At 74.4% G+C, this 24,859-nt stretch carries 18 protein-coding genes; 6 read left to right on the top strand and 12 right to left on the bottom strand.

Annotated features, from left to right (window positions below; genetic code table 11):
- Positions 1-289: 289 nt before the first annotated feature.
- The 3 genes from OG715_RS37520 to OG715_RS37510 all read left to right on the top strand — a co-directional run bounded on the left by OG715_RS37520 (position 290) and on the right by OG715_RS37510 (position 3,687).
- Positions 290-721: a hypothetical protein gene (locus OG715_RS37520; RefSeq protein WP_266272786.1), complete on the top strand. Its 432-nt coding sequence runs from the start codon at positions 290-292 to the stop codon at positions 719-721.
- Positions 722-1,423: 702 nt separating this feature from the next.
- Positions 1,424-2,323 (top strand): polysaccharide deacetylase family protein, encoded by a 900-nt coding sequence (locus tag OG715_RS37515; protein WP_266272787.1) that lies wholly within the window; start codon positions 1,424-1,426, stop codon positions 2,321-2,323.
- A 239-nt stretch (positions 2,324-2,562) separates the two neighbouring features.
- On the top strand, positions 2,563-3,687 hold the full coding sequence (locus OG715_RS37510) for a GNAT family N-acetyltransferase (RefSeq protein ID WP_266272788.1): 1,125 nt from the start codon (positions 2,563-2,565) through the stop codon (positions 3,685-3,687).
- A 21-nt stretch (positions 3,688-3,708) separates the two neighbouring features.
- Here OG715_RS37510 and OG715_RS37505 read toward each other — a convergent pair whose 3' ends face one another.
- The 10 genes from OG715_RS37505 to OG715_RS37460 form a co-directional block, all read right to left on the bottom strand.
- Entirely contained in the window at positions 3,709-4,842 is a 1,134-nt protein-coding gene (locus OG715_RS37505; RefSeq protein WP_266272790.1) for a pyridoxal phosphate-dependent aminotransferase, read from the bottom strand.
- Positions 4,839-5,573: a helix-turn-helix transcriptional regulator gene (locus OG715_RS37500; protein WP_266272791.1), complete on the bottom strand. Its 735-nt coding sequence runs from the start codon at positions 5,571-5,573 to the stop codon at positions 4,839-4,841. The genes OG715_RS37505 and OG715_RS37500 overlap by 4 nt, the downstream gene beginning before the upstream one ends.
- Before the next feature lie 178 nt (positions 5,574-5,751).
- Positions 5,752-7,422 (bottom strand): YVTN family beta-propeller repeat protein, encoded by a 1,671-nt coding sequence (locus OG715_RS37495; RefSeq protein ID WP_266272792.1) that lies wholly within the window; start codon positions 7,420-7,422, stop codon positions 5,752-5,754.
- A 250-nt stretch (positions 7,423-7,672) separates the two neighbouring features.
- A complete protein-coding gene (locus OG715_RS37490) occupies positions 7,673-8,941 on the bottom strand; it encodes a hypothetical protein (RefSeq protein WP_266272794.1) in 1,269 nt (422 codons plus the stop codon).
- A complete protein-coding gene (locus tag OG715_RS37485; protein WP_266272795.1) occupies positions 8,938-13,914 on the bottom strand; it encodes a hypothetical protein in 4,977 nt (1,658 codons plus the stop codon). The genes OG715_RS37490 and OG715_RS37485 overlap by 4 nt, the downstream gene beginning before the upstream one ends.
- Complete coding sequence (locus OG715_RS37480; RefSeq protein ID WP_266272796.1) at positions 13,911-15,920, bottom strand: CHAT domain-containing protein; 2,010 nt, start codon at positions 15,918-15,920, stop codon at positions 13,911-13,913. Before OG715_RS37480 ends, OG715_RS37485 begins: the two co-directional genes overlap by 4 nt.
- Positions 15,921-15,922: 2 nt before the next feature.
- Positions 15,923-16,513, bottom strand: a complete 591-nt coding sequence (locus OG715_RS37475; protein ID WP_266272797.1) for a hypothetical protein — start codon at positions 16,511-16,513, stop codon at positions 15,923-15,925.
- A gap of 136 nt (positions 16,514-16,649) precedes the next feature.
- Positions 16,650-17,504 carry an SAM-dependent methyltransferase gene (locus tag OG715_RS37470; protein WP_407661063.1) on the bottom strand — a complete coding sequence of 285 codons (855 nt, stop codon included), beginning with the start codon at positions 17,502-17,504 and terminating at the stop codon, positions 16,650-16,652.
- Between the two features lie 162 nt (positions 17,505-17,666).
- The gene (locus OG715_RS37465; protein WP_266272800.1) at positions 17,667-18,116 is read right to left on the bottom strand and encodes a hypothetical protein; all 450 of its coding nucleotides are present in this window, start codon (positions 18,114-18,116) and stop codon (positions 17,667-17,669) included.
- Entirely contained in the window at positions 18,113-20,008 is a 1,896-nt protein-coding gene (locus tag OG715_RS37460; RefSeq protein WP_266272801.1) for a hypothetical protein, read from the bottom strand. The genes OG715_RS37465 and OG715_RS37460 overlap by 4 nt, the downstream gene beginning before the upstream one ends.
- A 389-nt stretch (positions 20,009-20,397) precedes the next feature.
- Here OG715_RS37460 and OG715_RS37455 point away from each other — a divergent pair, with 389 nt between their 5' ends.
- Together OG715_RS37455 and OG715_RS37450 are read left to right on the top strand one after the other, a co-directional pair.
- Positions 20,398-20,877: an RrF2 family transcriptional regulator gene (locus OG715_RS37455; protein WP_266272802.1), complete on the top strand. Its 480-nt coding sequence runs from the start codon at positions 20,398-20,400 to the stop codon at positions 20,875-20,877.
- Positions 20,878-21,012: 135 nt separating this feature from the next.
- Positions 21,013-22,227: a globin domain-containing protein gene (locus tag OG715_RS37450; protein ID WP_266272803.1), complete on the top strand. Its 1,215-nt coding sequence runs from the start codon at positions 21,013-21,015 to the stop codon at positions 22,225-22,227.
- A 94-nt stretch (positions 22,228-22,321) separates the two neighbouring features.
- On the opposite strand, the gene ddaH is transcribed toward OG715_RS37450, so the two are convergent.
- Positions 22,322-23,146 carry a dimethylargininase gene (ddaH, locus tag OG715_RS37445; RefSeq protein WP_266272804.1) on the bottom strand — a complete coding sequence of 275 codons (825 nt, stop codon included), beginning with the start codon at positions 23,144-23,146 and terminating at the stop codon, positions 22,322-22,324.
- A 475-nt stretch (positions 23,147-23,621) separates the two neighbouring features.
- Between ddaH and OG715_RS37440 the strand changes: the two genes are divergently transcribed.
- Positions 23,622-24,404: an SGNH/GDSL hydrolase family protein gene (locus OG715_RS37440; RefSeq protein WP_266272805.1), complete on the top strand. Its 783-nt coding sequence runs from the start codon at positions 23,622-23,624 to the stop codon at positions 24,402-24,404.
- A 7-nt stretch (positions 24,405-24,411) separates the two neighbouring features.
- Here the strand turns inward: OG715_RS37440 and OG715_RS37435 are convergent, their stop codons facing one another.
- Positions 24,412-24,843, bottom strand: coding sequence for a ribosomal maturation YjgA family protein (locus OG715_RS37435; protein ID WP_266272806.1), 432 nt, complete (start codon positions 24,841-24,843; stop codon positions 24,412-24,414).
- Positions 24,844-24,859 lie beyond the last annotated feature (16 nt).

The raw sequence follows: 24,859 nt of genomic DNA, 5'->3' as shown, positions 1-24,859 counted from the left end.
GATCGTAGCTGCCCAAACGACCTACGGGTGCCACGCCACCCGAACGAGTGAACGCCGCGTCGTGACCGGCGAGTTGCGGACGGAGGACGCGGTCGAGGCACGCGGAGGGCGGCACCCGTTCGTCGGCGGAGCGACACCCGACGGTAATCGTGGGGTCACTGGTGAGATTGCAAGCTGTAGTTGAACGGTCACCATGAGTGTGATGCAGCACACACGGGACGCGTCCATATTTTGTGCAAGACTCATCCCACAGAGTGAGATTCCCTTTCATTCCAAGGAGGTTGACATCATGAACGCTCGTATCGCAGCTCTGACGGTCGCGGCGGCAGGGATCATGGCGGCCACGATCGCTCCGGCCTCGGCCGCGACGGCCAACGCCGGGGGCACGACCCCGGTCACGAACGGGGCGGGCGGCATCTCCTGTACGACGGTGCTGAACCAGCCGTGCGTCTGGCAGGAGAAGGACGGCGGAGGATTCGTCGGCGTCGCCCAGGTGTCCGCCGACCCCGGCCAGCTGACGATAGTCAAGGTCGAGGTGCGCACCCAGCGCGCCTGGGGCAGCCCGTGGCTGACGACCGCCTCGGCGACCACCGTCACCAAGGGCTCCGCCAGGGCCGTGACCCCCCGCGTGGTCACCAGCGACCTCAAGATGGTCTGCGCCACCGCCGGCCCGGCCCTGGAGGCCGGGCAGCAGGTGACCACCTGCACCTACCCCTTCTGAGGCCCCGTCGGGCGAGGAAGGGGTGACGCGGTCGGGGCCCCGCAGCCCCGGCCACGGCCGGCCGCCGGGTCCGCAACCGGCGGCCGGACCGCTTCCCTCCCGGCGCACCCGCCCCCGCTCCCACCAGCAATCACTCAGAATGCTCCCAGCCGTCGCACAGGTCACCGCCGCGTCGCCGAATTCGCCAACCTCTCCCCTAAGCCCGTTCGCAACGCACAACCCGGTTCGGAGCATGGGTTTTTGCACTATCTTGGGAATTCGTGGACGGGGCGGGCCGCCCACCGGGCAGACCTGTGCCGAACGGCCGGAACTGCCCGTGCGACGTGTCCCACCCCCGCCGCCGCAGCATCACACGGGGAGGAAGGGGGGAGCGTGTCCATGCCCGAGGGAACCACGCATTCGACCGCGCATTCGACCGGGACCGAGCACGACCCGGGCACCGGAACGGCCGACGGGACAGCCGGCGGAACGGCCGGCGAAAGAAGCGGCGGAAGAGGCGGCGGGAGCGCCACCGGGACGGCCACGAGAACGGGCCCGGCACCGACCGGGGCACCGGTCCCGGCCGTGGATCCCGGTCCTGGTCCTGATCCTGGTCCGACTCCCGGTCCTGGTCCGACTCCTGGCGCCGGTCCGGAACAGGCACCGGCACCGGCACCGGCCACCGCCCCGCAGAGGGCACGGCTCGCCGGGCGCCGCGCCACCGTGGACGCCGTTCTGCGCAGGTCGCCGCTCCAACCGCTGTTCCGGCTCGCCGCCACCCGGCGGCTGGCCGTCCTCGCCTACCACGGGGTGGACGACCCCCGGGTGTTCGCACTCCAGATGGAGCGCCTGGTCCGCGTCGCCCGCCCGGTCCCGCTCGCGGCCGTCGAGGAGGCCGTACGCACCGGCCGGGCCCTGCCGCCCCGCAGCGTGCTGGTCACCTTCGACGACGGCGACCGCACCGTGCTCACCGAGGGCCTGCCCGTACTGGCCCGGCTCGGCATCCCCGCCGCCGCCTTCGTGGTCACCGACCTCGTCGGCGGCGACCAGCCGTTCTGGTGGACCGAGGCCGCCTTCCTCGCCTCCCGCGGCGGCACCGCCCGCGCCCTGGCCGACTGCCCGCCCGGCGACGCCGTCCGCCGGATGAAGACCCTCCCGGACGGGGAGTGCCGGACCGCACTGGCCGAACTCCGGCAGAGCGCCCGGGCCCGCGCCCCCCGCCAGGAGCAACTGACCCCCGCCGATCTGCTGACCCTCACCCGGAACGGCGTCGCGGTCGGCAACCACACCGCCGGTCACCCGTGCCTGGACCGCTGCGAGGGCGGCACCGTACGGGACGAGATCCGACGCGCGCACGAGGCGCTCACCGGCTGGCTCGGCGGCGAGGCCCCCACCGCCTTCGCCTACCCCAACGGCAACGTCGACCCGCGCGCCGACGCCGAACTGCGGTGCCTCGGCTACCGGACCGGATTCCTCTTCGACCACCGCCACGACCGGCTGCTGCCGCCGCACCCGCTGCGGATCAGCCGGCTGCGGGTCAACTCGACCACGGGGCGGGACCGGTTCGACACCATCCTGTCCGGGCTCCACCCCGCCGTGCACCACCTGCGCGGCGGCAGCTGACCGTCAACTCCCCTTCCAGCGAGGACCAGTGACGACAAATGGAGTAAGTCGAACCGCGTCGCTCGGGGGCGGGAATCCGGGAGAATGCGGACCTGACCGCGACCGGGGCGCCGACCGACGGCACACCGGGGCGGCGAAGACCTGGGGGCAGGGACGTGGGGGCAGTACACGCGGGAACGGGAGACGTGGGGGCGGGAGACCACGGGGCCGCGCGTCCGGGGACGGCCGCGGCGCGCACGGTGCCGGTCCGTCACCGGACGGCCGCACTGCCCGCGGAAGTGGTCGACGGCTGGCGCGAACTGGCGGCGGGCGGGGCCGGCAGCGCGTGGTTCAGCACACCGGAGTGGACCCTCGCCTGGTGGGAGACGCTGGGCGCGACCGCCGGCGACGGCGAGATCGTGGTGTGGCGGGACGGGGACGGCCGGATCGACGCCGTACTCCCCCTGCTGCGCACCGTCCAGCGGCTCCACCCGCGCGCGCCGCTGCCCGTGCCCTGTCTGACGGTGCTCGGCTCCGGCGCGGGCGCGGCCGACCACTGCGGCTTCGTCGTCGCACCGCACCGCCGCGCCGAGGTGGCCGACTGGCTCGCCCGGCGCGGGCGGCGGACGAGCCTGCTGCTCACCGACCTGGATCCCGAACAGGCCGCCCTGCTGCCGCCCGGCGCCGTGGAGATCGGGCGCACCGCGTGCCCGCGCGCCGATCTGGCGGCCGGTCCGGAGGCGCTGGGGAGCCGCCAGTTCCGTGCCAACCTCCGCCGCTACGGCCGGAAGCTGGCCGCCGAGGGGATCACCTTCCGCTGGGTGCCGCCCGCCCTGGCGACGGCCGAACTCCCGGAACGCTTCGAGCTCCTGCACACCGCCGTCCGGCTGCACCGGCTGCGCCGGGCCGCGCTCGGCCTGCCCACCACCTTCGACGGGGCCAGGGCGCCGCTGCACCTGCGGGTGATCGAACGGGCGGCCGACACCGGACGCGGCGAGGGCCCGGCGTTCCTGGTCGCGGAGCGGGCGGGCGAGGTGGTCGGCGTGCTGTACGGGTTCCAGTGGCGGGACACCTTCGCCTACTACCAGATCGGCTGGGACCAGACCTGGGCGCCGCTGCGGCTCGGCACGGCGGTGATCGCCGAGGCGATCCGGGCGGCCGCCGGGCAGGGGCTGAGCACCTTCGACTTCCTGCGCGGCACCGAGCCGTACAAGTACCGCTTCGACGCGGTGGACCGGGAGGACGTCTCCTGGCTGGTGCCGCAGGGTCTGCCGGGGTCGCTGCTCGGGCTCAAGTACCGTGCCAAGGCCGCCCGTCGGGAGCCTTCGGCGGAGGCGGTCCGGTCACCGGCGACGGAGACCGGGGCCGTCCCCGCCGCGCGCTGACGAGGACTCGGGACCGGCGCCTCAGTGCCGGCCCTTCAGCCAGCCGGCGAAGGCGTCGAGCGCGGGGGCCGGGTCGCGGCGGCCGACACCGATCCGGAACCGGTCGGCGGGCATCGGCGTCAGCGACGAGCGAAAGACGGAGGCCGGCAGCAGCAGGACGCCGGCCTCCTCGACCAGCCCGGTGCAGAACGCCTCGACGCCGTCCGCGCCCAGGTAGCGCGGATAGGCGACGCAGCCGCCCTCCGGGGCGCGCCACTCGAACAGGCCGTCGAAGCGGGCGAAGAACTCGTCGAAGTGCGGCAGATTGGCCGCGACGATCGCCCGGTTGCGGGCCAGGATCGGCTCGCGCGCCTTGATCGCGATCCGGGCGAGGACCTCGCTGGGAGCGGCGTTGCAGATGGTGGTGTAGTGCTTGGCGCGCTCCAGCTTCCCGCGCAACTCCCGGTCGCGGCAGACGATCCAGCCGATCCGCAGACCGGGCAGGCCGAGCGACTTGGAGGTGACGTTGAGCGAGAGGGCACGCTCGGACAGGTCGGCGGCCTGGGGAAGGGCGCGGGCCGGGTCGCGCTCCAGGCCCCGGTAGACCTCGTCGCTGAAGAGGTGGATGCCGCGCTCGTCGCAGATCTCGGCCAGCCGGACGAAGTCGGCGTCGTCGATCACCGCCCCGGTGGGGTTGTTGGGGAAGTTGACGGACACCACCCGGGTGTTGGGGCGCAGCGCGGCGGTGAGTTCGTCGAGGTCGAGCGCCCAGTCGCGGCCGGGGTCGAGGGCGACACCGGTGACCTCGCAGAGGGACAGCGGAACGGTCTCGGCGGACTGGTAGTTCGGTGTGAGCACCACGGCGTGGTCCTCGGGGCCGAGCAGTACCTGCATCGCCAGGTTGAGCCCCTCCTGGGCACCGCCGAAGCAGATCACGTCATCGGCGTCGGCCCGCTCGTAGAGTCCGGCGATCGCCTCGCGCAGGGCCGGGTCGCCGAAGGTCTCGGTGTAGCCGAGCGCGAGGGTGTCCCAGGCGTGGCGGTCCTCCGGGTCGGCGAGGGCGAGAAGTTCGGACATCGCCATGGTCTGCGCGTCGGAGGCCGTGAGGTGGTGGCGGGCGGTGAACTCCCAGCGGGAGAAGTACGTCTCCAGGCGGAAGTCGGGGAGCCGGGTCATGACGGGTCTCCTTCGTCGGTGCGGATCGGTCGGCGCGGGTCGGTCGACGCGGGGGTGTCGGCCGCCCCGGGAGGTTCGGCCGCCCCGGGGGTCTCGCCCGCCCCGGGCGTCCCGCGCAGTTCGGCGAGCAGGGTGTAGAGGGTGGAGCGGGACACCGCCAGTGCCTTGGCGACGGCCGGGACCGCGCGCCGGACGGCGAGCACCCCGGCCCGGTCGAGTTCGCGCAGCACGGCGAGCCGGTCCTCCCTCCCGAGGCGCTGGAGCGGGCGGCCGTGGGCGCGCACATAGCCGCCGATCACCTCGTTCATCCGCTCGGTCCAGTCCTGCTCGAAGAGCGGCTCGGGCCGGGGGGCGGTCGGCGCGGCGAAGGCGGTGAGCAGGGCGGCGGCGTGTTCGAGCGGGCCCCGGTCGAGGTTGACGCACAGGACGGCGGCGGGTCGGCCGTCCTCGTCGCGGAGCACCGCGCTGACCGAGGAGAGCCGCCGGCCGTCGGGCAGCAGCTTCGGGTAGGGGCCGTAGACGTCGGGGGCGGCCTGGTCCAGGGCGTCCAGCTCGCCGAGCAGCGAGGGGTCGCCCGGCCCGCGTCCGCCCATCGGGTTCCAGATGGCGAGGACCTCGTCGCGGGCGGCGTCGTGCAGCACCACCTCGGCGTAGGGCCCGAGCAGCAGGGCGACCGCCTGGCAGACGGGGGCCCAGGCGCGAAGGCGCGGGTCGGGGGTCTCGGAGGTCATGGTTGGACTGTACGTCCAGACTGGACGTTTCGTCCAGGACGGGTCGTGGTACGGGCCCGCTCCCGGGGCGAGGAACCCCGGGGGCGGGCCCGTGACGGATCAGGCGTGGTCAGGCCCGATCAGGTGCGATCACACGGATCCGGCGTGATCAGGTGGGATCAGGTGGGATCGGGTCGGATCAGCTGCAGGTGATCTGGAGCAGCGCCGCCTTGCAGGTACGGCTCGCCGAGTCGTTGCCGGGCGCCGGGTCGGCCGGAGTACTGGCCGTACGGGCGGTGGTGACGGCGAAGGTCCGGCCGAGGTCGAGCAGGCCGACCTGCACGGTGAAGTGCCGGGTGACGCTCGCACCGACGGCCAGCGGACCGGCGATCGCGCAGGTCAGACGGCCGGAGGCGATGGTGCAGTCGCTGCTGGTGGCGATCATGCCGCTCGGCAGCGCCGAGGTGACGGTGACGCCGGTCACCGGGTCGGGGCCCTTGCCTGTCACCGTCAGCGTGTAGTCGACCCGGCCGCCCAGCAGGCCGGACACCGGGGAGGCGGTCAGGCCGACGGCGGCATCGGCGGTCGGCGCGACGTAGCCGAACCGGTCGGCGGGCACGACGGCACTGGTGCCGCCCGCCGTGGTGACCCGGACGTCGACCGTCCCGGCGACCGACGAGGCCGGCGCGGTGGCGGTGCAGGAGGTCGCGGTGCAGGAGAACGACGCGGCGTTGCCGGCGGCGCCGAAGCTCACCGAGGTCGCGCCGGCCAGGTCGGTGCCGGTCACGGTGACCGCCGTGCCGCCGGCCTGCGGGCCCGAGGCCGGGCTGACGCCCGTGACCACCGGCGCGGGCGGCGGGAAGTCGAGCACGCTGACGGCGGACCCGTCGAAGTCCGCCAGGTAGCCGCGCCGGCTGTCGGGCGTGATCGCCAGGCCGAACGGGCTCGCGCCGACCTGGACGGTGCCGGTGACGGTGCCGGTGGCGGCGTCGATCGCGGTGAGCGTGTTGTCCGCGTAGTTGCTCGCGTAGACGGACCGGCCGTCGGGGGCGGCGGCGACCGCGTACGGGTTGCCGCCGACCTGGACGGTGCCGGTGACGGTCCGGTGCGCGGTGTCCAGCACGCTGACGGTGGAGTCGCCGCCGTTGGCGGTCCACAGCCGCGAGCCGTCAGCGGCCAGGGCGAGGCCGAACACGCCGTGGCCCACCGGTATCGAGGCGCCGACCGCGGCGGTGGCGGTGTCGATCACGTCGACCCGCTGGTCACCGGAGGCGGCGACGTAGACGGACGCGCCGTCCGGGGCGACGGCCACACCGTGCGGCTCGGCGCCGACCGGGACGGTCGCGGTGACGGTGGCACTGGCGGTGTCCAGCACGCTGACCGTGCCGGCCTCCGCGTTGGTCACATAGGCGTGGGCGCCGTCGGGGGCGACCGCCACACCGAAGGCACCGGCCCCGACCGGGACGGTCGCGGCGACCGTGCCGGTGGCGGTGTCGACCACGCTGACCGTGCCGTCGAGGTGGTGGGTGAGGTAGGCGTGCCGGCCGTCCGGCGCGACGGCGACGGCGTAGGAGCCGGTGCCGGCGGTGAAGGTGCCGGCGACCGTGCCGGTGGCGGTGGACAGGACGGTGACCGTGCCGCTGCCCTGGCTGGTCACATAGGCCCGGGCGCCGTCCGGGGTGAGCGCGACGCCCGCCGGGTACGGGGCGACGGTGACGGTGGCCGCCACCGTGGGCGGCAGCCCGGCGGCCGCGGCGGCGCCGGCGGTGTCGGCGGACGCGGCACCGGGCTGGGCCAGCAGGGCGGCCGTGGCCGCGCCTACGGCGGCCGCGGCCGTCCAGAAGCGGCGCGGGGACGGGCGTGTTGTCACGGGATCTCCAGACTCGTCGGAATCGTCGGAACCGGACGCTTCACGGCCGCACCGGGCATTCCGGGGCGACCCGGGGGGACCGTCCGGATCGCCCGAAGCGTAGAAGGTGGATTGACGAAGCGTCAGGAGATGACCGGGATTGTTGCCAAGCGTTCAATTCTGTTCAATTGGTCACTATTCGAACCGCCAGGTTCCTTCGCCGCCCCCGCCCTCGCCTCCCGGCACCGTCCACCGCCGGACCGACCGACCGTCACCAGGCGTCGAGAAGGTCGGTCAGGCGGGCGGCGGCCCGGGCGCCCCGGGCCTCCGGAGCGTCGGCGGGGACGGAACCGTCGGAGCCGCGGACACCCCGCTCCCGGTACGCGGCGGCCCGGTCGTGGACGCGCTCGGTGAGGGCGGTGACGACGGTCGTGTAGCGGTCGGGGTCGATGTGGAACGCCAGGGCGGCGGCCGGGACGAGGAGTCCGGCGCTCGCCACGGCCCCGGGCGGGAGGGGAGCACGGCGGAGCAGGGCGTCGGACGTCGCGCGGAGCAGTGCGTCGGGGACGACGGGGAAGAGGCCGAGCAGGGTGCTGCCGCCGAGCCCGTCGAGCGGGGCGGTGAGCAGGGTGCGGACGGTCGGCCGCAGCACATCGGGCACGGCATCGCTCGCCGCCACCTGCCCGTTCCAGAGGACGCGCAGTTCCGCCGCGGCGTCCTCGTGCCCGGCCTCGGCCAGGGTGTCCGCGACCAGCGCCACCCGGACCCTGGGCACCGGATAGCGGTCGCTCGGCGGACCGTCCGGGGTCAGCGCCACGAAATCGGCCAGGGTGAAGGCGAATCCGGAGCCCGCGCAGAGCGTCACCCAGAGGTCGGCGAACACCTCGTGCAGCCGGTCCGTCCACCACGTGGCACCTGCGGCGGTCCGCCGCAGCAGGTCGCCCAGCTCGCCGGCCAGCCCGAAGGCGTCCAGGACGCAGTGCCCCACCTCGTGCGCCGTGAGCACGGTCTCGGGCAGGTGCCGCGACTGCACGAACGGCAGTCCGACCAGCGGCACCGGAAGCGCCCGCTGCAACTGGCCGACCTTCGCCGGCCGCCCGTCGACTGCCGGTCGGGGCAGCGCGAACGGCACGGCGTGCCGGGTGAGGTGGACCAGCGGAGGTTCGGCGGCCGGCGGGTCGGCGGCGGCGACGGACCGGGCGGCGGTGAGCGCGGGCAGGTAGCAGGACCACGCGAAGTCGTCGGCGAGCGCGAGGAACGGCGCCGTGGAGGCGTCCCAGCGCTGGGCGAGCGCGTCGCGCAAACGGCACCACACCTCCTGGATCAGGCTCAACTCGACGTCGGAGCGGCGTGGTTCGCCCTCCCGGACGCGGGCGAGCAACGGGCGCAGCGCGGCGTCGAGCGCGCGCACCTGGGTGTGGTGGTGGGGAAACGGCGCGTCGGCGTCGGCGGTGAGGCCGAGCCAGTGGTCGAGGTCGGCGGCCAGCCCGTCGGCCCGGGCGAGCAGCGCGGCACGGCGCCGCCGGTCGGCGGGAGTCATCGCACCTCCGCCCAGAGGGGGACGAGGAGATCGGTGGGCACGGCGCTGAACAGCGCGGGCAGCGCGATGCTCGGCGGGCCGGGCTGCTGCAGCAGTGCCTGCGTCAGCCCCCGGACGGCGTCCGCCGGATGCGCCCCGGTGACCAGCGATTCGACGAACTGTCGCCGGGCCCGTTCACTGTCCGGCGTGGGTCGCAGGAACGGGCCGATCGCCAGCACGGCCGAGACCCCGCCGCAGGCGAGCAGATCGGCGGCGAACAGGTTCCGCAGCAGCAGCTGCCGCATGGCCTCGTGGTGCGAGCCGGGGTGCATCGCCTCCAGCACCACCAACGGGTTGGGGCCGGTCCTGGTGCCGAGGTACTCCCCCAGTCCGGCGGCGCTGCTCTTCCCCCGGGTATCCCAGCCAACACTCGGTTCGGACGCCTCCTTGTGGAAGCTGCCCTGGATGTGGAGGAGCTGGGGGACACCGCGACGGTCGACCCGCCGGGTCGGATCGACCATCCGCACGGAGCGGTGGTTCTCGTAGAGGGGGAGGACGGGCGGCAGCGCCGACCGGCCGCCGGTGTGCTCGGAGCTGTCACGGGACCGTCGCCGTGCGAGCACACCCACCCGGACCTGCTGGTGCGGACTCCTCCAGAGGTTCAGGGCGAACTCGCGGAGGTCCGTCGACGGGGAGGAGCTCGTCGTGTCCTGCTCCAGGGCCCGCAGCCGGCGAAGTGCGGCCGCCTCCGCAGGGTGGTCGACGAGCGCCCGGTAGACGTATTCCCGGTCGGGCCGGAGCACGGGAAGGACGCCGTCCTCGGTCGCGGCCTCCCACGGCGCCGCGAGCAGGGGCTGCTGACCGAGGGCAGCCTCCAGGCGGAGGTCAATGGGCGCCGGCTCGTCCGCCGCCACCTGGCCGGTCCGGTCGGGCAGTACCGCCCCCAGCAGGACGCCGGCCTCCCGCGCCCACTCGGCCGCCGAACCGGACAGCGCGGCCTGGAGCGCGTCGAGACCGCCGGTCCAGTCCGAGGGAACCCCATGGGACTGGGCCAGCCTGCTCCGGCTCTCCGGACCGGTGGATTCGAAAAGTTGGAACGACAGGTGACCGGCGGGCCTCGACGTGAGTGGGTCACCGTCGATCCTGAGGACCGACTCGCGCCAGCTCACCGCCGGTTCCGCGGCACCGGCGCAGAGGTACTCGGGGACGTAGCGGGATTCGGGCTCGCGGCCCAGCTCGCGGTACAACTCATGGGCCAGGTCGGCCAGAACCCGGACCTCCGCCTGCGGCTGCCCCGCCCACACCGCGACCGTCGCCGTCACCCCCACGCACCGCGCCCTGGTCAGGCTCGCCGGGCGGTCCTCCACCAGGCTCCAAGCGCGCGGTGCCAGGTGCCGGGCGTCGGCTTCCCGTCCCTCCTCGAGCGCGTGCAGGGCCCGGTCCGTCAGCACCGCGGCCGCGGCCTCCGGGAACTCCCCGTAGTACCCCGCCAGCACGTCGGCGAGGTCCTCGGGGAGCCGGGCCGGGCCCCGGTCCTCGGGCGCGGTGCGGGCCAGGTACGGGAGCCAGACCGCGGGCTCCGTCCGGGCCAGCGATTCGGCGCACACGTGGGCCAGGTCGGCGGCCTCCCGGGTGCGGCCCAGGACCCGCAGGAGTTCCGCGTAGGTGAGCCCGAGCGCCGCCGCATCGGGGGTCTCGGTCCACCACACGTCCGGGGTGCAGAGCTCCGTCAGCCGGTCAGCCGTCCCCCGGGAGACCTGCAGCCTGCGGCGTACCCGATGCAGCCGTTCCAGGGCGACGAGCCGCGCCTCCGGGCTTCCCAACGGCCCGAGCGCGTCAACCAGTTCGCCCGTCAGTTCCTCGTCGGTGCCGGGGTTCGCCCGCGCCAGCGCGCCCAGCAGCCAGACGACGCGGACCGGTGGCGGTGCGCCCGCACGGCGGTCGGCGCCGGGCACGGTCAGCTCGGGCCACAAGGGCTCCGGCCACCAGACGAGTTCGGCAAGTACCTCGGGCGGTGCGTGGAGCACGACCTGGTTCCGCCGGGAGTCGGCCAGTTGCTCGACCCGGGAGAGCAGTCGGTCCACCTCCGCCTTGCTGCCTCCGGCCGTGTCGAGGAGTTGTGCCACTCGTGCCAGCAGCAACAGCGTCTCCGGACTCGGCGACATACGGGCGAGAACCAGCGACGTCAGTCGGGTCACCGCCGCCACGGGCGCGTGGAGCAGGGCGAGCGCGGCCGCGCGTGTCATCTGGACGTCGACCCACAGCTCACGGGGCTCCGAACCTTCGGGCCACTCCCCGCCCCACTCGGCTGTCAGCGCCAGGACCGCGCCGGGCCGGTGCAGCCGCAGTGCTGCCAACGTGGCCTGTTCCAATGGCAACTCACGGACGTCCGGTTCGTGGAGAAGGCGAAAGGACCGGCCCAGGGCCTCGGCGGGACGGCCCGTGGCGAGCAGCAGACGCAGGTACAGCCTGGGGGCGGCCCGTGCGGACAGGCGCGGGAGCCAGCGGGCCGCGTGGCCGACCCAGCCGGCGTCGAGGAGGCTCACCACGTCGGCCCGGAGCCCGGCCGTGAGCTCGCCCCCGTCGGGGCTCAGCAGCCGGTCCGCGTGCTCGAAAGCGTCCTGGGCCTCGTCCCCACGCCCTTCGGCCAGCGCCAGAGCGCCGGTGATGCGGTGGTACTCGGCCGCGACGGCGGGGGCGGCGAGGTCGAGCTCCGGCGCCACGGCGTCGAGTCGTGGGCGGGCATCGGACGGGCTGCCCAGGCGCAGCATCATGCGGGCACCGGTCAGCTCGATCGCGCGCCGTACCTCCGGGTCCACCAGCTCGACCCCGGCCGTCCCCAGGTCCAGGACGGTGAGTTCTTCCTCGGAGAACCCGGGCCCGTTGCCCGTACGCTCCCGGTAGGCAAGGAGGGCCGCCCGGGCCAGGGCGGTCGGGGGGACCGTCGACTCGCCGGTGCGGTTCAGCTCGATGATCCTGCGGGCCAGGTCGGCCAACGAAGGGTCCGGCTCGTCGAAGCGGGGTTCGCCGAGCAGCCGGGCCCAGGCCTCCGCGCCCTTCTCCTGGTCCTCCGCGAAGCGGTGGTAGAACTCCTCCACCGTCCACCGGACCCACTCCGGGGAACTCTCGGCCTCGGACGCCCGGCGCGCGAAGTGCTCGGCGAGGTCCCGGTCGAGGAGCTTCGACACCGTGTGGTCGGCGAGCAGTGCCCGCAGCGGGTCGCGCACGGTCCGGTCGATCACCAGCCCGTCCGGGTCGGCCGGGTCGCGGCCGACCCAGACCGAGTCACCGGCGTAGCGGGTGAGGGCGGCCCAGAGGTCCGGGAGTTCGGCGGCCCCGTCGGTGAACCCGGGAAAGGCCGGCTGGAAGATCGGGAAGCGCATGACCGGGCGGACGTCCCGGCTCGGGTCGTCGGCCGTGCCGGTGCCGCGGATGCCTTCGCGCAGGTGCGGGAGCATCACCTCGCGGACGATCCGCAGGGACAGCCGCCGGGGGATCACCCCGTACCGCAACAGCCAGCGGAGGCGGTCGTCGTGAACGCGTTCGAGGACGCGGTCGATGGCGTAGAGCAGCCCGGGCCCGGAGGCCGAGCGGATCTGCTCGGGGGTGAGGTCCTCGGCGAGATCGGCGAAGAGGGCGAGGGTGTAGGGCAGGCCCGCGCTGCTCTCGCTCATCGCCCGGCGCAGCTCCGGCTCGCCGATGGCGCGGACGTCGCGCAGATAGGCGTCGGACTCCTCCTGATCGAACGGGTCGAGCCGCAGGACGCGGGCCGGAAGCGGCAAGGCGTCGCCCAGGTCGTACCGGCCGGAGAGGACGATCCGCAGGCCGTGGACCCGCCCCGCAAGCCCGTTGAGCATGGCCGTGAGCTCTCCGAGTCGTGCGCCGTCCCGGAGCAGGACCTCTTCCAAGGTGTCGAGCACCAGGACGGCACGTGTGGCTTGGCGGTCGAGGGTCTCAGTGAGGACGGCGGCGAAGTCGGCGACAACTGCCGTACGCCGTCCGACGATCTGGACCGACAGGAAGGCGTCGGCGGCCCGGCTGCGGTTGCGCGGGAGCGCGGCGAGTTCCTTCCGGTAGGTGGCGAGGAACGCGTCGAACGGCGATTCGAGCAGTTGGCCGTTGAGCTGCTCGGCGGCCTCCAGGACGAGCAACCACGGATGGGTGACAGCAAGGGCCGGGTCGGTGTGGTCGAAGTCCAGGTAGGCACAGGGAACCGGCACCGGCCGGTCCTGGCAGTGCCGGGCCATGAACCAGCGCAGCAGCATGGACTTGCCGGAGCCGCCGGTGGCGTGGATGCGCAGTGGCCGACGGTCGTCGGACGTGAGCAGGGTCCGCAACGGCTCCTCCACCTGTGGCCGCGGGAAGTAGCCGGTGGACTGGTGGTAGGCCGGTCGCCACAGCGCGCGTGCCCTGGCCCTGGCGGCGGCCTCGGCGACGGTCCGGCCGAGGTCGGGCGGGAGCAACGGGGTTACCTGGGGGTCGGACACCGCGTTGACGAGGTCCTGGCAGCGGGCCAGGTCGAACCGTCGGTCGGCCGCGTCGAAGGCGGTGCGGAAGGCGTCGGCGTCGAGGTCGCCGGCGATGGCGAGGAGACGCAGCCGTCCCGGCTCGTCCTCCGCCGCCGCGTACGCACCGGCCAGCCGCACCGCGAGGTTCCGCAGCGGCTCCGGAGCGGTCGTGGCCGGGACGGGGCTGTCGTGCCACCAGGAGTCCCAGCAGGCGAAGCGCAGCAGCTCGGCGATACGGTAGTGCCCGGGGCGGGCGGTGTGTTCGAGCAGGCCGTGGTCGAGCAGTTCGGCGACGGTGGGTCCGCCGGGCGCGGGGCACAGGACGGCACCGTAGAGGTCCTGGGTGAAGTCGGGGACGACGCTGCAGTGGCGCAGGACCTCGCGCCACTCGGGTCCGATCCGGTCGAGCAGGATCCGCTCCAGTGGCTCGCCCTGCTCCAGGCGATCACCGAGCTCGAGGAACGAATCGGCCGGACGGTCCGTCATCGCCGCCCCACCCTGTCTCTAAAGCCCATCGCGGTCCTGAGCTGATCGGGCACCAGGCCTCCGTGCTGCTCCCGGTAGATGTCCGTGATCCTGGCGAACCTGAGCGCTTCGTCGTCGGACAGGTCGTGGGCCCTGCCGTAGTCGCCGACCGCCGCGTCGAGATCGTCGGCAGCGAAGGTCTTGAGGGTGATCCACCGTGCGGTGTCGGACAGCGGGAACGGCACCAGTTCTGCCTCCTCCTCGTTCGCGACCAGGACCACCTTGGCGCGTCCGCCGGCCTGGGCGGCCAGTGGTTCCACCAGGTGCGGGACCAGCAGTTGCTGAACGGTCAGGTGTTCCAGAGCACCGAGGCTCCTGAGCGCGAGGACGAGGCCGGTCTCCGAGCCGATCCGGAGGAGCGCGTCCGCCAGGTGGCGCAGTGCGGTGTGACGGCGGTCGGCGAGGTGGCCGACGCTGTTGCCGGGAACGAAGTCCTGCCAGATCCGGTCGGGCCCGAGGGTGAGCAGGGGCTCCTTGTCGTCGGTGGCCCACTGGGTGTGCAGCTGGGCCAGCCGGTGTTCCAGGAGGCGGAGCTGCGGGTGGCCGGGCGCGGCCTCGCCGAGCCGGTCGACCACCTTGAGCACGAGGTCGAGCCAGGTGGCGGTGCGGCCGACCTCCTCCAGGTCGGTCCAGAGCGTCAGGGCGCCGTTGCGGTACCAGGTGTGCAGGACGGAGCGGACCAGGGTGGCCTTTCCCGTCCCGGGGCCGCCGGTGACGACGGTGACCGGGGCGTCCGGCCCGGTCGGCGCGAAGCCGTCGAAGAGCGCGCGCCGCTCGGTGACCCGGTCGACGGCGTACCGGAGGTTCCACCGCTTGTGCGCGAAGCGCTTGTCGGTCTCGTTCGCCACGCGCAACGCGGGCAGACGGGTGAGGACGGTGTCCCGGGTGTCCCGGACCACGAGCACCGGTCGGGCCCAGTCCACCCGGGCGAGGTCGGCGCGCAGCAGGGCCTGGCGGGCGGTGAGGACCGCGCGGTCGACGGTCTCGGCCCGGCCGAGTGCGGCGTAGAACTCCTCGGCGAAGCGCCCTGCCGGTCCGGACTCGATGCCGCCGCTCATCCCGACCACCGCAGCGACGCCGCTGCTCATCAGGCCGGTGAGCAGGGGTTCGGCGGCGTGGCCGGCGGTGTCGCAGGCGTTCAGCACGACCAGGCGCGGCACGTGGGCGGTGAGCAGGCCGTGCACGGTGGCGCCGGTGATGTCCCACGGCTCCTGGCGGGGCGGGCGCACGGTGAGCGCACCCGCGCCCGTACCGTCGCGCTGCTGGTGGCCGATGAAGTGGAGGACGTGCGGGGTGAGGTCCCGCAGCCGCGCGGCGAGTTCGTCCGAGGTCGGGGTCCGCACCACCTCGACGTGCCATTCCCCGAACGGCTCGGTCAACCCGGCGCGGATCCGTCCTGCCTCCTTCTCCGCACCGAGCCGGGGATCGGTGTCGGCGATCACCACGAGCAGGCGCAGCGGCAGGTGGAGCGGCTGGAGCCGGGTGTTCAGGAGGGCGGACGCGGGCCGCAGCAGCCGGGCGAACGTGAGCCCGGGGCCGACGCCGACGCAGAGCGGGACGGGGTCCCCGGGGGCGGCGACCAACTCCCAGGGGAGGGTGCGCAGGCGCGGGCACCGGATGTCGAGCAGGGTGTGGGCGGGGCGGCCGTCGGCGTGGCACCTTCGGATCGCGTCGAACCAGGGATCCAGCAGGTCGGCCGCGAGGAGCGCGTCGCCGAGCAGCCCGCCGGCCGTACGGACGGCGTCGGACATCGGGGTGTCCGGGTCGAACAGCTCCCGGCAGGCGCGGAGCTGATTCTGGTCGAGGAAGCCGTCCGGGAGCGGGCGGCCGTGGTGGACGGCGCCCGACGGGTCGCCGCCGCCGAGGCCGAGCAAGGTCGGGTGGCCGCTGCCGTCGGCCGCCGGGGTGCCGATCCGGATCAGCGCCGTGCGGGGCGGGAGCCAGGCAGGGGGGTGCTGGTCGGGCACCGTCAGGATGTCCGTCGGCCCGCCGCCTTGCGTTCCTGCAGCGTCCGGGCGAACTGCTCCAGTTCGACCATGCTCCAGGTCCGCGCCGGTGCGGCGAGCGGGCGGGCGCCGTGGGCGCCGGGCGGCAGCTCGGCGGTGCGGGCGGCGTCGCCCCCGTCGGTGCCCGTACCGCCTTCGGCACCCGCACGTTCGGCGGCAGCACCGAGCCCGATCGTGCTGAGCAGGGTGTCGAGGACGTCACTGTTGTCGCGCCCGGCCTCGGCGGCCTCGGCCTGCCGGCCGGCCTCCGCCCGCGCGGTCGCCGCGTCCTCCCGGGCCGCGTTGAGCGCGCCGCGCTGGACGGAGCCGCCGAAGGCCAGACCGGCGGCGGCGAAGACGATGGCCTCCAGGCCGGAGAAGAGGAAGACCAGGCGGTCCCAGTTGGCGTCGCCGCGCTTGAGCGCCAGGAAGGTCATCATCGCCGCGTAGCCGACGAGGACCGCGCAGATCAGGACGTAGATGCTCCAGTGGATCGGCGGCGAGGACGACGACGCCGGTCCCGGCGGGCGGGAGGAATCCCCGCCCGGCTCCGCCACAGGCTCCACTGCCGACATCCCGCGCCCCCTGTCGTCCGCACCACGATGTGCAGGGGCGAGTATGCCAGAGCCTGAGTGATCGTCTTCCTGCTTCGCGGACAAGGAAGTTGAGCGGGCGGCGGGACCGTCCCGCGGACGCTGGGACCGTCCCGACTCAGCGCTTGACGGCCACTCCGCCGTACATCGCGATGTCCTGGTCCCGGATCGGCGCGGCGTCCGGGTCGGGGTTCCAGTGGTGGACCAGGGTGACCCCGGGGTCCAGCAGCTCGTAGCCGTCGAAGAAGGCCAGGGCCTCGGCCCGGTCGCGGATCTGCAGCGGGATGCCCCGGGCGTTGTACTCGCGGCCCACCCCGCCGACGCCCACCGGGTCGGTGTCGCCGGTGAAGACGGTCAGCGCGAGGAAGCTCCCCGGCGCCAGCCGGTCCATCAGCCTCCGCACCAGGCCCTGCGGGTCGTCCGCGTCGAGGACGAAGTGCACGATCGCGATCAGCGACAGCGCCACCGGCCGGGAGAGGTCGAGCACCTGGCGCAGCGCCGGCGAGTCCAGGATCGAGTCGACGTCGCGCAGGTCGGCGTCCAGGTAGGCGGTGCGGCCCTCCGGCGAGCTGGACATCAGCGCGCGGGCGTGGGTCAGCACGATCGGGTCGTTGTCGACGTACACCACCCGCGACTCCGGGGCCACCGCCTGGGCGAGCTCGTGCACGTTCGGCGAGGTGGGGATGCCCGTGCCGATGTCCAGGAACTGCCGCACCCCGTGCTTCTCGGCGAGGTGGCGGACCACTCGCTCCATGAAGGTGCGGGTGGTCCGCATCGAGGTCGGCAGGGCCGGCCAGGCCTGCACTGAGGCGTGCGCGGCGACCCGGTCCGGCGCGAAGTTGGTCTTGCCGCCGATGAGGTAGTCGTACACCCGGGCCGAGTGCGGGACGTCCATCCGGAGGTCCACCCCCGTCCAGGACTCCCGGCCCGGCCCGCCCTGCCGCTCCCCCGACACCCAGTCAGCGCGCCCCATGTCGCTCTCCCGCCCTGTCCCCGTTTGACGTTCCGGTCCGGCCCCCGTCGGCGGCCCGCTGCCTCAACTCGGCAGCGGGCGCGCCTTCGTGCGCACGAGAACCGACCGTACACCAGGGGGTCGGGGGTGGTGCCTGAAGGGGTGGCGCGATCGGGCAGCGGCTCAGATCTGCCCGAACAGCGCCGCGAAGGCCGTCTCCAGACCGGTCACCGCCGCCGCCAGCACCGCGACCGTGCGCAGCGCGTCGACCACCGTGCCGACCCGTCGGCGCAGCGGGCCCTCGCGGGGCTCGTCGAGCGCCGTCTCGGCGAGGATGCCGGCCAGGGCGGCGTCCGCGTCCTCGGCGTCGGCGTCCGCGACGGCGCCCGGCCGTTCGGTCCGCAGCCGGGCGAGCGCGGCGCGCAGCGACTCGGCCGCCGCCCGCAGTGCCTCGGGGCCGACCGGGGCCGCCGGGGCCGCGTCCGTGCCGATCCGCACGGTCGCGCCCTGGCCGCCGGCCACCGGGCCGTGCACGGTGGAGCCGACCACCTGGACCCCGCCGGTGTTCCAATTGGCCCCGGCGGGCGGCCGGTCCGCCTCCGGCCCGGCGGTGCTGTCCGCGTTCTCGGTCACTTGCCCTTCCCCTTCCCCTTCTCCTTGCCGATGTCGACCCTGGCCCCGGCACCGCCCGCGACCGGGCCGTGCACGGTGGAACCCACCACCTGGACACCGCCGTTGTTGATGTTGGTGATGCTCTGCGACTGCTCCTCGAAGGCCGCGCTGTCGTAGCCGCGCGCCTTCAGCTCGGCGCCGACCGCGCTGAACACCCGCTCGGTCACGGTGCTCAGGAAGCGCTGCACGTCGTGCTCCTGGAAGATGTTCTGGTAGGCCGCGCCGGCGCCGAGTTCGCGGACGCTCGACCGGGGCGCGTAGTCGACGGCGTAGCCGGCCCGGGTCAGGTGGCGGTAGCGGCGGGCGAGCCGGGCGGCCCGTCCGCGCGACTGCCAGACCTGCCGGACCTGGCCGACGGCGATCGCCGCGTCGCCGCCTAGCCGGCGCGCGGACCAGCCGAGCGCGTTCATCGCGTGCATGAAACCGGAGCGGTGGCCCAGCAGGTCGACCACGTGGTACTCCTGCGCGACCGGGCCCAGCACGTAGGGCAGCCACTCCAGGTACAGCAGGCCGCCGCGGGTACTGGCCCGGACCAGCACGGTGACCACGACCTCCTCCTGCCAGGAGCCGACCCGGATCGCCAGGTAGTGCCGGAGCCGCTCGTGGCCGGACCGGCTCAGCAGGTCGGCCCAGGCCGGTTCGAGCAGGACCTGCTCCCCGGCCCGGCCGGACATCGCGCCCAGCCAGCTCTCCGGGGCGTCGTCGCGCAGACTGGGGCGGAACACCCGGTCGGTGACGGAGAGTCCGCGCAGGGAGTCCTCCGGGTAGCGCGGGTCCTGGGCGAGCGCGCGGACCCGTGCCGCGACGGAACGGTAGAGCGTGGTGGTGTCGATCGGGTCCGGCGCCCGGCCCCGCGCGGCCCGTTCGGCGGAGGGGCGCAGCTCGAAGGTCATCCGCCAGATCCGGCCGGCCGCGCCGAGGCCGACCAGCGGGGCCTGGCGCTGGTAGAGGAGTTCCGGTCCGGCCTGCTGCTCGCCCAGCCGCTCGTACACCCGGGCGGTCCGCGAGCCGCGGGGGCTCGGCGGCGGGACGGGGGTGGGGTCCATCCCCGCCAGGGCGGACAGCCGGCGCCGCAGCCGGTAGCGCAACCGGGCGGCGGCGAGCCAGATCAGGGCCAGTTCGACGAACAGGCCGGCGCCGATCGCACCGGACAGGTCGGGAACGAACACCCGGTTCAGGCCGGAGTCCTGGAGCGGGCCGTAGAGGTAGGTGGCGGCGGCGGCCACCAGGGCCAGGGTGGCGAGCAGTCGGCCGACACCGGCGACGGCCCCGCGCCAGCCGGTGGCGCGCGGCGACCGCGGGGTGATCATCAGCCGCTCGATCTCCAGGCCGAGCCGGTGGTCCATCCGGCCGGACCCGAGACCGCCGCCGGCCACGGTGAGCAGCAGGAGCAGCGCCAGGGCCGCGAGTCCGGCGCCCACGCCGAGCACCGGGAAGGCCAGTACGACGACGAGGACGCAGAACAGGCCGGTCCTGGCCTCCCAGCGGCGGGCGGTCAGGGCCTCGTGCAGCACCCGGACGAGGTCGGTGCCCGGCGAGGGGGCGGGGATACGGAAGGACTGCTCGACCAGTTCCTCGATCAGCGCGGCGCGGAAGCGCCGGTCCAGCCAGGCGGCGGCGCACAGGTAGCGGGTGGCGTCGCCGGGGACGGTGCCCGCCTGGTGGTGCAGGTTCTCGGGCGTCGCCGGGACGGCGGGGCCGTGGGTGGACGCGGAGGCGGGGCCGGGGCCCGGAGCGGGAGCGGGGCCGGGGGTACCGGCGGAGGTGAACGAGGGGCCCAGGTACGTCGGGGTGTCGTCGGTCTCCGGCGGCTCGGCGGGCACCGGCTCGGCGGGCGCAGGCTGCGGTGGCACCGACTGCGGTGGCACCGGCCTCGGCCCCGGCGGGAGGACCGGCCCGGTCCGGATCGGCGGCGGTGACGGCGGCGGTGACGGCGACCGCGGTGACGGCGGCGGATACCCCTGCGGCGGGGCGGGCGGGCGCGGCGGTGGGTAGAGCGAGGGCGGAGGGTAGGGCGGTGGTGTCCGCGAGGGTTCCTGTGGCGGAGGTGGCGGTGGGGTGCCACTGTCCATGCTGTCCCCATTCCCCAGGTCGCATTCCGGCGAACGAGCTTGGCCAGTAAAGCAGTTGACCTGTCCGACGGACAGCGCGCCGGACGCTTCGGCGGGTAACGGTTCGGCTCCGGCGAGTGGTGCGTGCAGGAAATTGGAGTCCTGGAGTCGTATTCGCTAGCCTTTCGAACGTGAGGCTGACCAAGAGCACCGACATCGCCCTCCGCATCGCCATGCGGCTGGCCGTCCTCGACGAGGGGTCGAACCCGACCACCCGCGAGGTGGCCGAGGCGGTCGGCGTGCCCTACACCCACGCCGCCAAGGTGGTCAGCCGACTGCAGCACCTCGGTGCGGTGGAGGCGCGGCGCGGTCACGGCGGGGGCCTGTCCCTCACCTCGGCCGGCCGCACCGGCTCGCTCGGCCCACTGCTGCGCGAGCTGGAAGGAGTGGGCGACGTGGTCGGCTGCGAGGACGATCCACCGTGCCCGCTGCGGGCGGCGTGCCGACTGCGCGGAGCGCTGCGCACCGCGCAGGAGGCGTTCTTCGCCACCCTGGACCCGCTCTCGATCGGCGATCTGGTGGCCGCGCCGACCGGGCCCGTCCTGCTCGGCCTCACCACCCGACCGGGCCCCGGCACAGGACCCGGCCGGGGAGCCGGCCCCTCCGACTGACCCCGGCTCCGACCGGACCACCGCACGGCGGCACCGCACGGCACCACCGCCGCACCCGCGGCACCACCCCACGCCGGTCCGCGCATCCGCACGGGCAAAAATACGACTCTCAGATTCCAGTTTGGAGCGCCTCCGATGCTTTCCGCCAAGTCCGCCGAGGTCGTCGAAGCCACCCTGCCCGTCGTGGGTGGCGCGATCGGCGACATCACGCCGCTGTTCTACGACCGGATGTTCGCCGCCCACCCGGAGCTGCTGCGCGACCTGTTCAACCGGGGCAACCAGTCCAACGGCAGCCAGCGGCAGGCGCTCGCGGGCTCGATAGCCGCCTTCGCGACCGCCCTGATCGCCGCCCCGGACACCCGTCCGGACGCGCTGCTCGCCCGCATCGCGCACAAGCACGTCTCGGTCGGCATCAGCAACGACCAGTACCGGATCGTCCACGAGCACCTGTTCGCCGCCATCGTGGAGGTGCTCGGCGAGGCCGTCACCCCCGAGGTCGCGGCCGCCTGGGACGAGGTCTACTGGCTGATGGCGAACGCCCTGATCGCCATCGAGGACCGGCTGCGCGCCGAGACCGCCGCCGCCCAGCACCTCGACCCCGCCGACCTCTGGCGCCCGTACACCCTCGTCGCCCGCTACCCGGAGACCGACGACGTCACCACCTACCTGGTCCGCCCGGCCGACGGCCGCCCGCTGCCGGCCGCCAGGCCCGGCCAGTACCTCTCGGTGCGCGCCGAACTCCCCGACGGCGCCCGGCAGATCCGCCAGTACAGCCTCTCCGGCGTGGCGGACGGCGCGCTCCGGTTCACCGTCAAGCGGGCCACCGCCGAGGCCGCCGGCGGCCCGGCCGGCGAGGTCTCCAACCACCTGCACGAGCACCTGCGCGCCGGGGACGTCCTCGACATCGCCCCGCCGTTCGGGGACGTCGCGCTCGCCGAGGGCGAGGGCCCGCTGCTGCTCGCCTCGGCCGGCATCGGCAACACGCCGATCACCGCGATGCTGGCCCATCTCGCCGCCACCGGCTCCACCCGCCGGGTCGTCACCGTGCACGGCGACCGCGACCAGCTGTCGCACGCCTTCCGGGCCGACCTCGCCCAGCTGACCGCCAAGCTGCCGGACGCCGCCGCCCACGTCTTCTACGAGCGGCCGCTCGGCGACTGGCCGGCCGGGCGGACCGGCCTGGTCGACCTGTCCGCGGTCGACGTCCCCGCGGGCGCCACCGCCTACCTCTGCGGCCCGCTGCCCTTCCTGCGCTCGGTCCGGGCCCAGCTCCTCGCGGCGGGCGTCCCGGCCGCCGACATCCACTACGAGGTGTTCGGCCCCGACCTCTGGCTCGGCCAGGACGCCTGACCCCGGCCCGGCACTCCGTCCACCCCCGGCCCGCACCCGACGCGCGGACCGGGGGCGAGCGACGGCGGAAGGCGGGCAGTGCGGGCGGCAGGCCTCAGGGCCGGAGTTCGAGCGTGCAGCACTTGGGGCCGCCGCCGCCCTTGAACAGCTCGGAGACGTCGACCGGTATCGGCTCGAAGCCCTCGTCGGCGAGGCGGGCGGCCAGCGCCTTCGCGGCCTCCGGCAGCAGCACCCGGCGGCCGTCCGAGACGGCGTTCAGGCCGAACACCTCGGCGTCCTCCAGGTCGGCGAGGACGGCGTCCGGGTAGAGGCTGCGCAGCAGCGCCTGGCTGTCCGGGGTGAACGCCTCCGGGTAGTACATGACCTGGTCGTCGGCGAGGACGGCGAGCGCGGTGTCCAGGTGGTAGAAGCGCGGGTCCACCAGGGCCAGGGTGAGCACCTGGAGGCCGAAGAGGTCCCTGGCCTCGGCGTGCGCGGCCGGGTCGGTGCGGAAGCCGCTGCCGGCCAGCACCCGGCGGCCGGCCACCAGGTGGTCGCCCTCGCCCTCGTTGACGTGCGCGGCGCGGCGCACCTCGCGGTAGCCGCCCGCCTCGAACCAGTCCTGGTGGGCGTCGGACTCGCCGGCCCGCTCGGGGTGGCGGAAGTTCGCTACCAGGACCCGGCCGTCGATCACGGTGGCGCCGTTGGCCGTGTAGACCATGTCCGGCAGGCCGGGCACCGGGTCGATCAGCTCCACGGTGTGGCCGAGCTGCCCGTAGAGCGCGTACAGCCGCTCCCACTGCCGGACGGCGAGCGCGGTGTCGGTCGGCCGCCCGGGGTCCATCCAGGGGTTGATCGCGTACTCGACCGTGAAGTACGTCGGCCGGCACATGAGGTAGCGCCGCGGCCTCGCGGTGCGCTCCGGGATTCGGTACGGCATGCGGCGACCTCCGCGGTCGGGAACGGGACGGAGCGGGGACGGGCGGGGGCGGAGTGCGAACGGGGCCCCCGTACGGGGCGCGGGCACCGCCCGCCGCCCGGGGTGTGGCTTTCGGATCACGCCGGGTGGGCGTGATCCGAAAGCCACACCCGCGCCCGTACGGTCCAGAGGGCGGCTGCCCCGGCCGCGCCGTTCCCACACCCGGGTGGGCGCACCGGGTGGCGCAGTGCCCCGCGCATCCGGTGCGCCCACCCGCGCGCCCCTGGCGCACAAGGGCGCTCGCGAGCCGTTCCGGAACGTCCGAACCCTTGGTTCCGGCCTCCGCGGGCCCCCGCCCGGGGCCTTTCGGCCCTTCCGTCCGCGCCGCGCCGACCCTTCCGTTGCGGGCCTTCCGACCGCACGTGGCCGATCTCACGTACCGCTACCGGCCACCTACGGTGGCGTAGGTCACTTGAGACAGTGAACTATCTCCTTCATGTCGTACCTCCAGGAGACTCTTGACCTCAATTCGTACGTCGCCCTCGGGGACAGCTTCACCGAGGGCCTGAACGACCCCGGCGCCGACGGCGCCTTCGCCGGCTGGGCCGACCGGCTGGCGGGGCTGCTCTCCGGTGACCGGCCGCCGGGGGGCTTCCAATACGCGAACCTCGCGGTGCGCGGCCGACTGCTGGACCAGATCATGGCCGAGCAGGTGCCGGAGGTCCGCCGGATCCAGCCCGATCTGGTCACTTTCTGCGCCGGCGGGAACGACATCCTGCGCCCGGGCAGCGACCCGGACGAGGTGGCCGAGCGCTTCGAGGCCGCCATCGTCCAACTCGTCGACGCGGCGGGGACGGTGCTCATCTGCACCGGCTTCGACACACGCGGCGTGCCGCTGTTCAAGCACCTGCGCGGGAAGATCGCCACCTACAACGGCCACATGCGCGCCGTCGCCGACCGGCACGGCTGCAAGGTGGCCGACCTCTGGTCGCTGCGGGCCGTCCAGGACCGCCGCGCCTGGAGCGAGGACCGGCTGCACCTCTCCCCCGAGGGCCACCAGCGGGTCGCCCTGCTGGCCGCCCGCTCGCTGGGCCTGCGCACCGAGCAGGACCCGGAGGCCCCCTGGCCGTCCACCCCGGAGCTCTCCCCCGCCGAGCAGCGCCGGGAGAACCTCCAGTGGGCCCGCGAGTTCCTGCTGCCGTGGGTCGGCCGCCGGCTGCGCGGGGAGTCCTCCGGCGACAACGTCGAGGCCAAGCGACCCGAGCTGATGCCGCTCTGACGTTCCATCAGCTGATGGATCGTCGGACAGCAACCGGTCGTCCGGCCGCCCTCGTGCCCGCGCGGACCCCCGCGTGCACGAGGGCGGCCAGACCGGCGCCGACCAGGTACCAGAGCAGATCCGGCGGGTTGAAGGTGGAGCCGAGCACCAGCCGGGCGAGTGTGCTGCGCCGGGCCAGGTCGTCCGGGACACCGGTGAGCTGGAACAGCTCCACCGCCCAGCTCAGGCCCGCCGCCCAGGCGGCCGCGACCGACGGCCGCAGCCTGGGCGCGACCAGCACCGCGAGCGCGTACAGCAGCACGGTGTAGAGGGCGTCGCCCGCGTACTTGGCCGCCGCGCCGCCCGCCACCGTCCGTACGCCGAGCCCCGCGCCGACCGTGAGCACCACCGCCGTCGCGGCCGCGCCCCGGACCGCCCACCGCCCCCGAAGACCGTTCATCCCCGCACCCTACGGC

Source organism: Kitasatospora purpeofusca, assembly GCF_036010405.1.
GTDB lineage: Bacteria > Actinomycetota > Actinomycetes > Streptomycetales > Streptomycetaceae > Kitasatospora > Kitasatospora purpeofusca.
Note: the sequence above shows the minus strand (reverse complement) of the source record. Positions and strands in the feature narration are given on the sequence as shown.

Coding starts and splice junctions, on each gene's coding strand:
- OG715_RS37520 (WP_266272786.1), top strand. CDS start 290: ATGAACGCTCGTATCGCAGCTCTGACGGTCGCGGCGGCAGGGATCATG.
- OG715_RS37505 (WP_266272790.1), bottom strand. CDS start 4,842: ATGACCCGGCTCCCCGACTTCCGCCTGGAGACGTACTTCTCCCGCTGG.
- OG715_RS37500 (WP_266272791.1), bottom strand. CDS start 5,573: ATGACCTCCGAGACCCCCGACCCGCGCCTTCGCGCCTGGGCCCCCGTC.
- OG715_RS37490 (WP_266272794.1), bottom strand. CDS start 8,941: ATGACTCCCGCCGACCGGCGGCGCCGTGCCGCGCTGCTCGCCCGGGCC.
- OG715_RS37485 (WP_266272795.1), bottom strand. CDS start 13,914: ATGACGGACCGTCCGGCCGATTCGTTCCTCGAGCTCGGTGATCGCCTG.
- OG715_RS37475 (WP_266272797.1), bottom strand. CDS start 16,513: ATGTCGGCAGTGGAGCCTGTGGCGGAGCCGGGCGGGGATTCCTCCCGC.
- OG715_RS37470 (WP_407661063.1), bottom strand. CDS start 17,504: ATGGGGCGCGCTGACTGGGTGTCGGGGGAGCGGCAGGGCGGGCCGGGC.
- OG715_RS37450 (WP_266272803.1), top strand. CDS start 21,013: ATGCTTTCCGCCAAGTCCGCCGAGGTCGTCGAAGCCACCCTGCCCGTC.
- ddaH (WP_266272804.1), bottom strand. CDS start 23,146: ATGCCGTACCGAATCCCGGAGCGCACCGCGAGGCCGCGGCGCTACCTC.
- OG715_RS37440 (WP_266272805.1), top strand. CDS start 23,622: ATGTCGTACCTCCAGGAGACTCTTGACCTCAATTCGTACGTCGCCCTC.
- OG715_RS37435 (WP_266272806.1), bottom strand. CDS start 24,843: ATGAACGGTCTTCGGGGGCGGTGGGCGGTCCGGGGCGCGGCCGCGACG.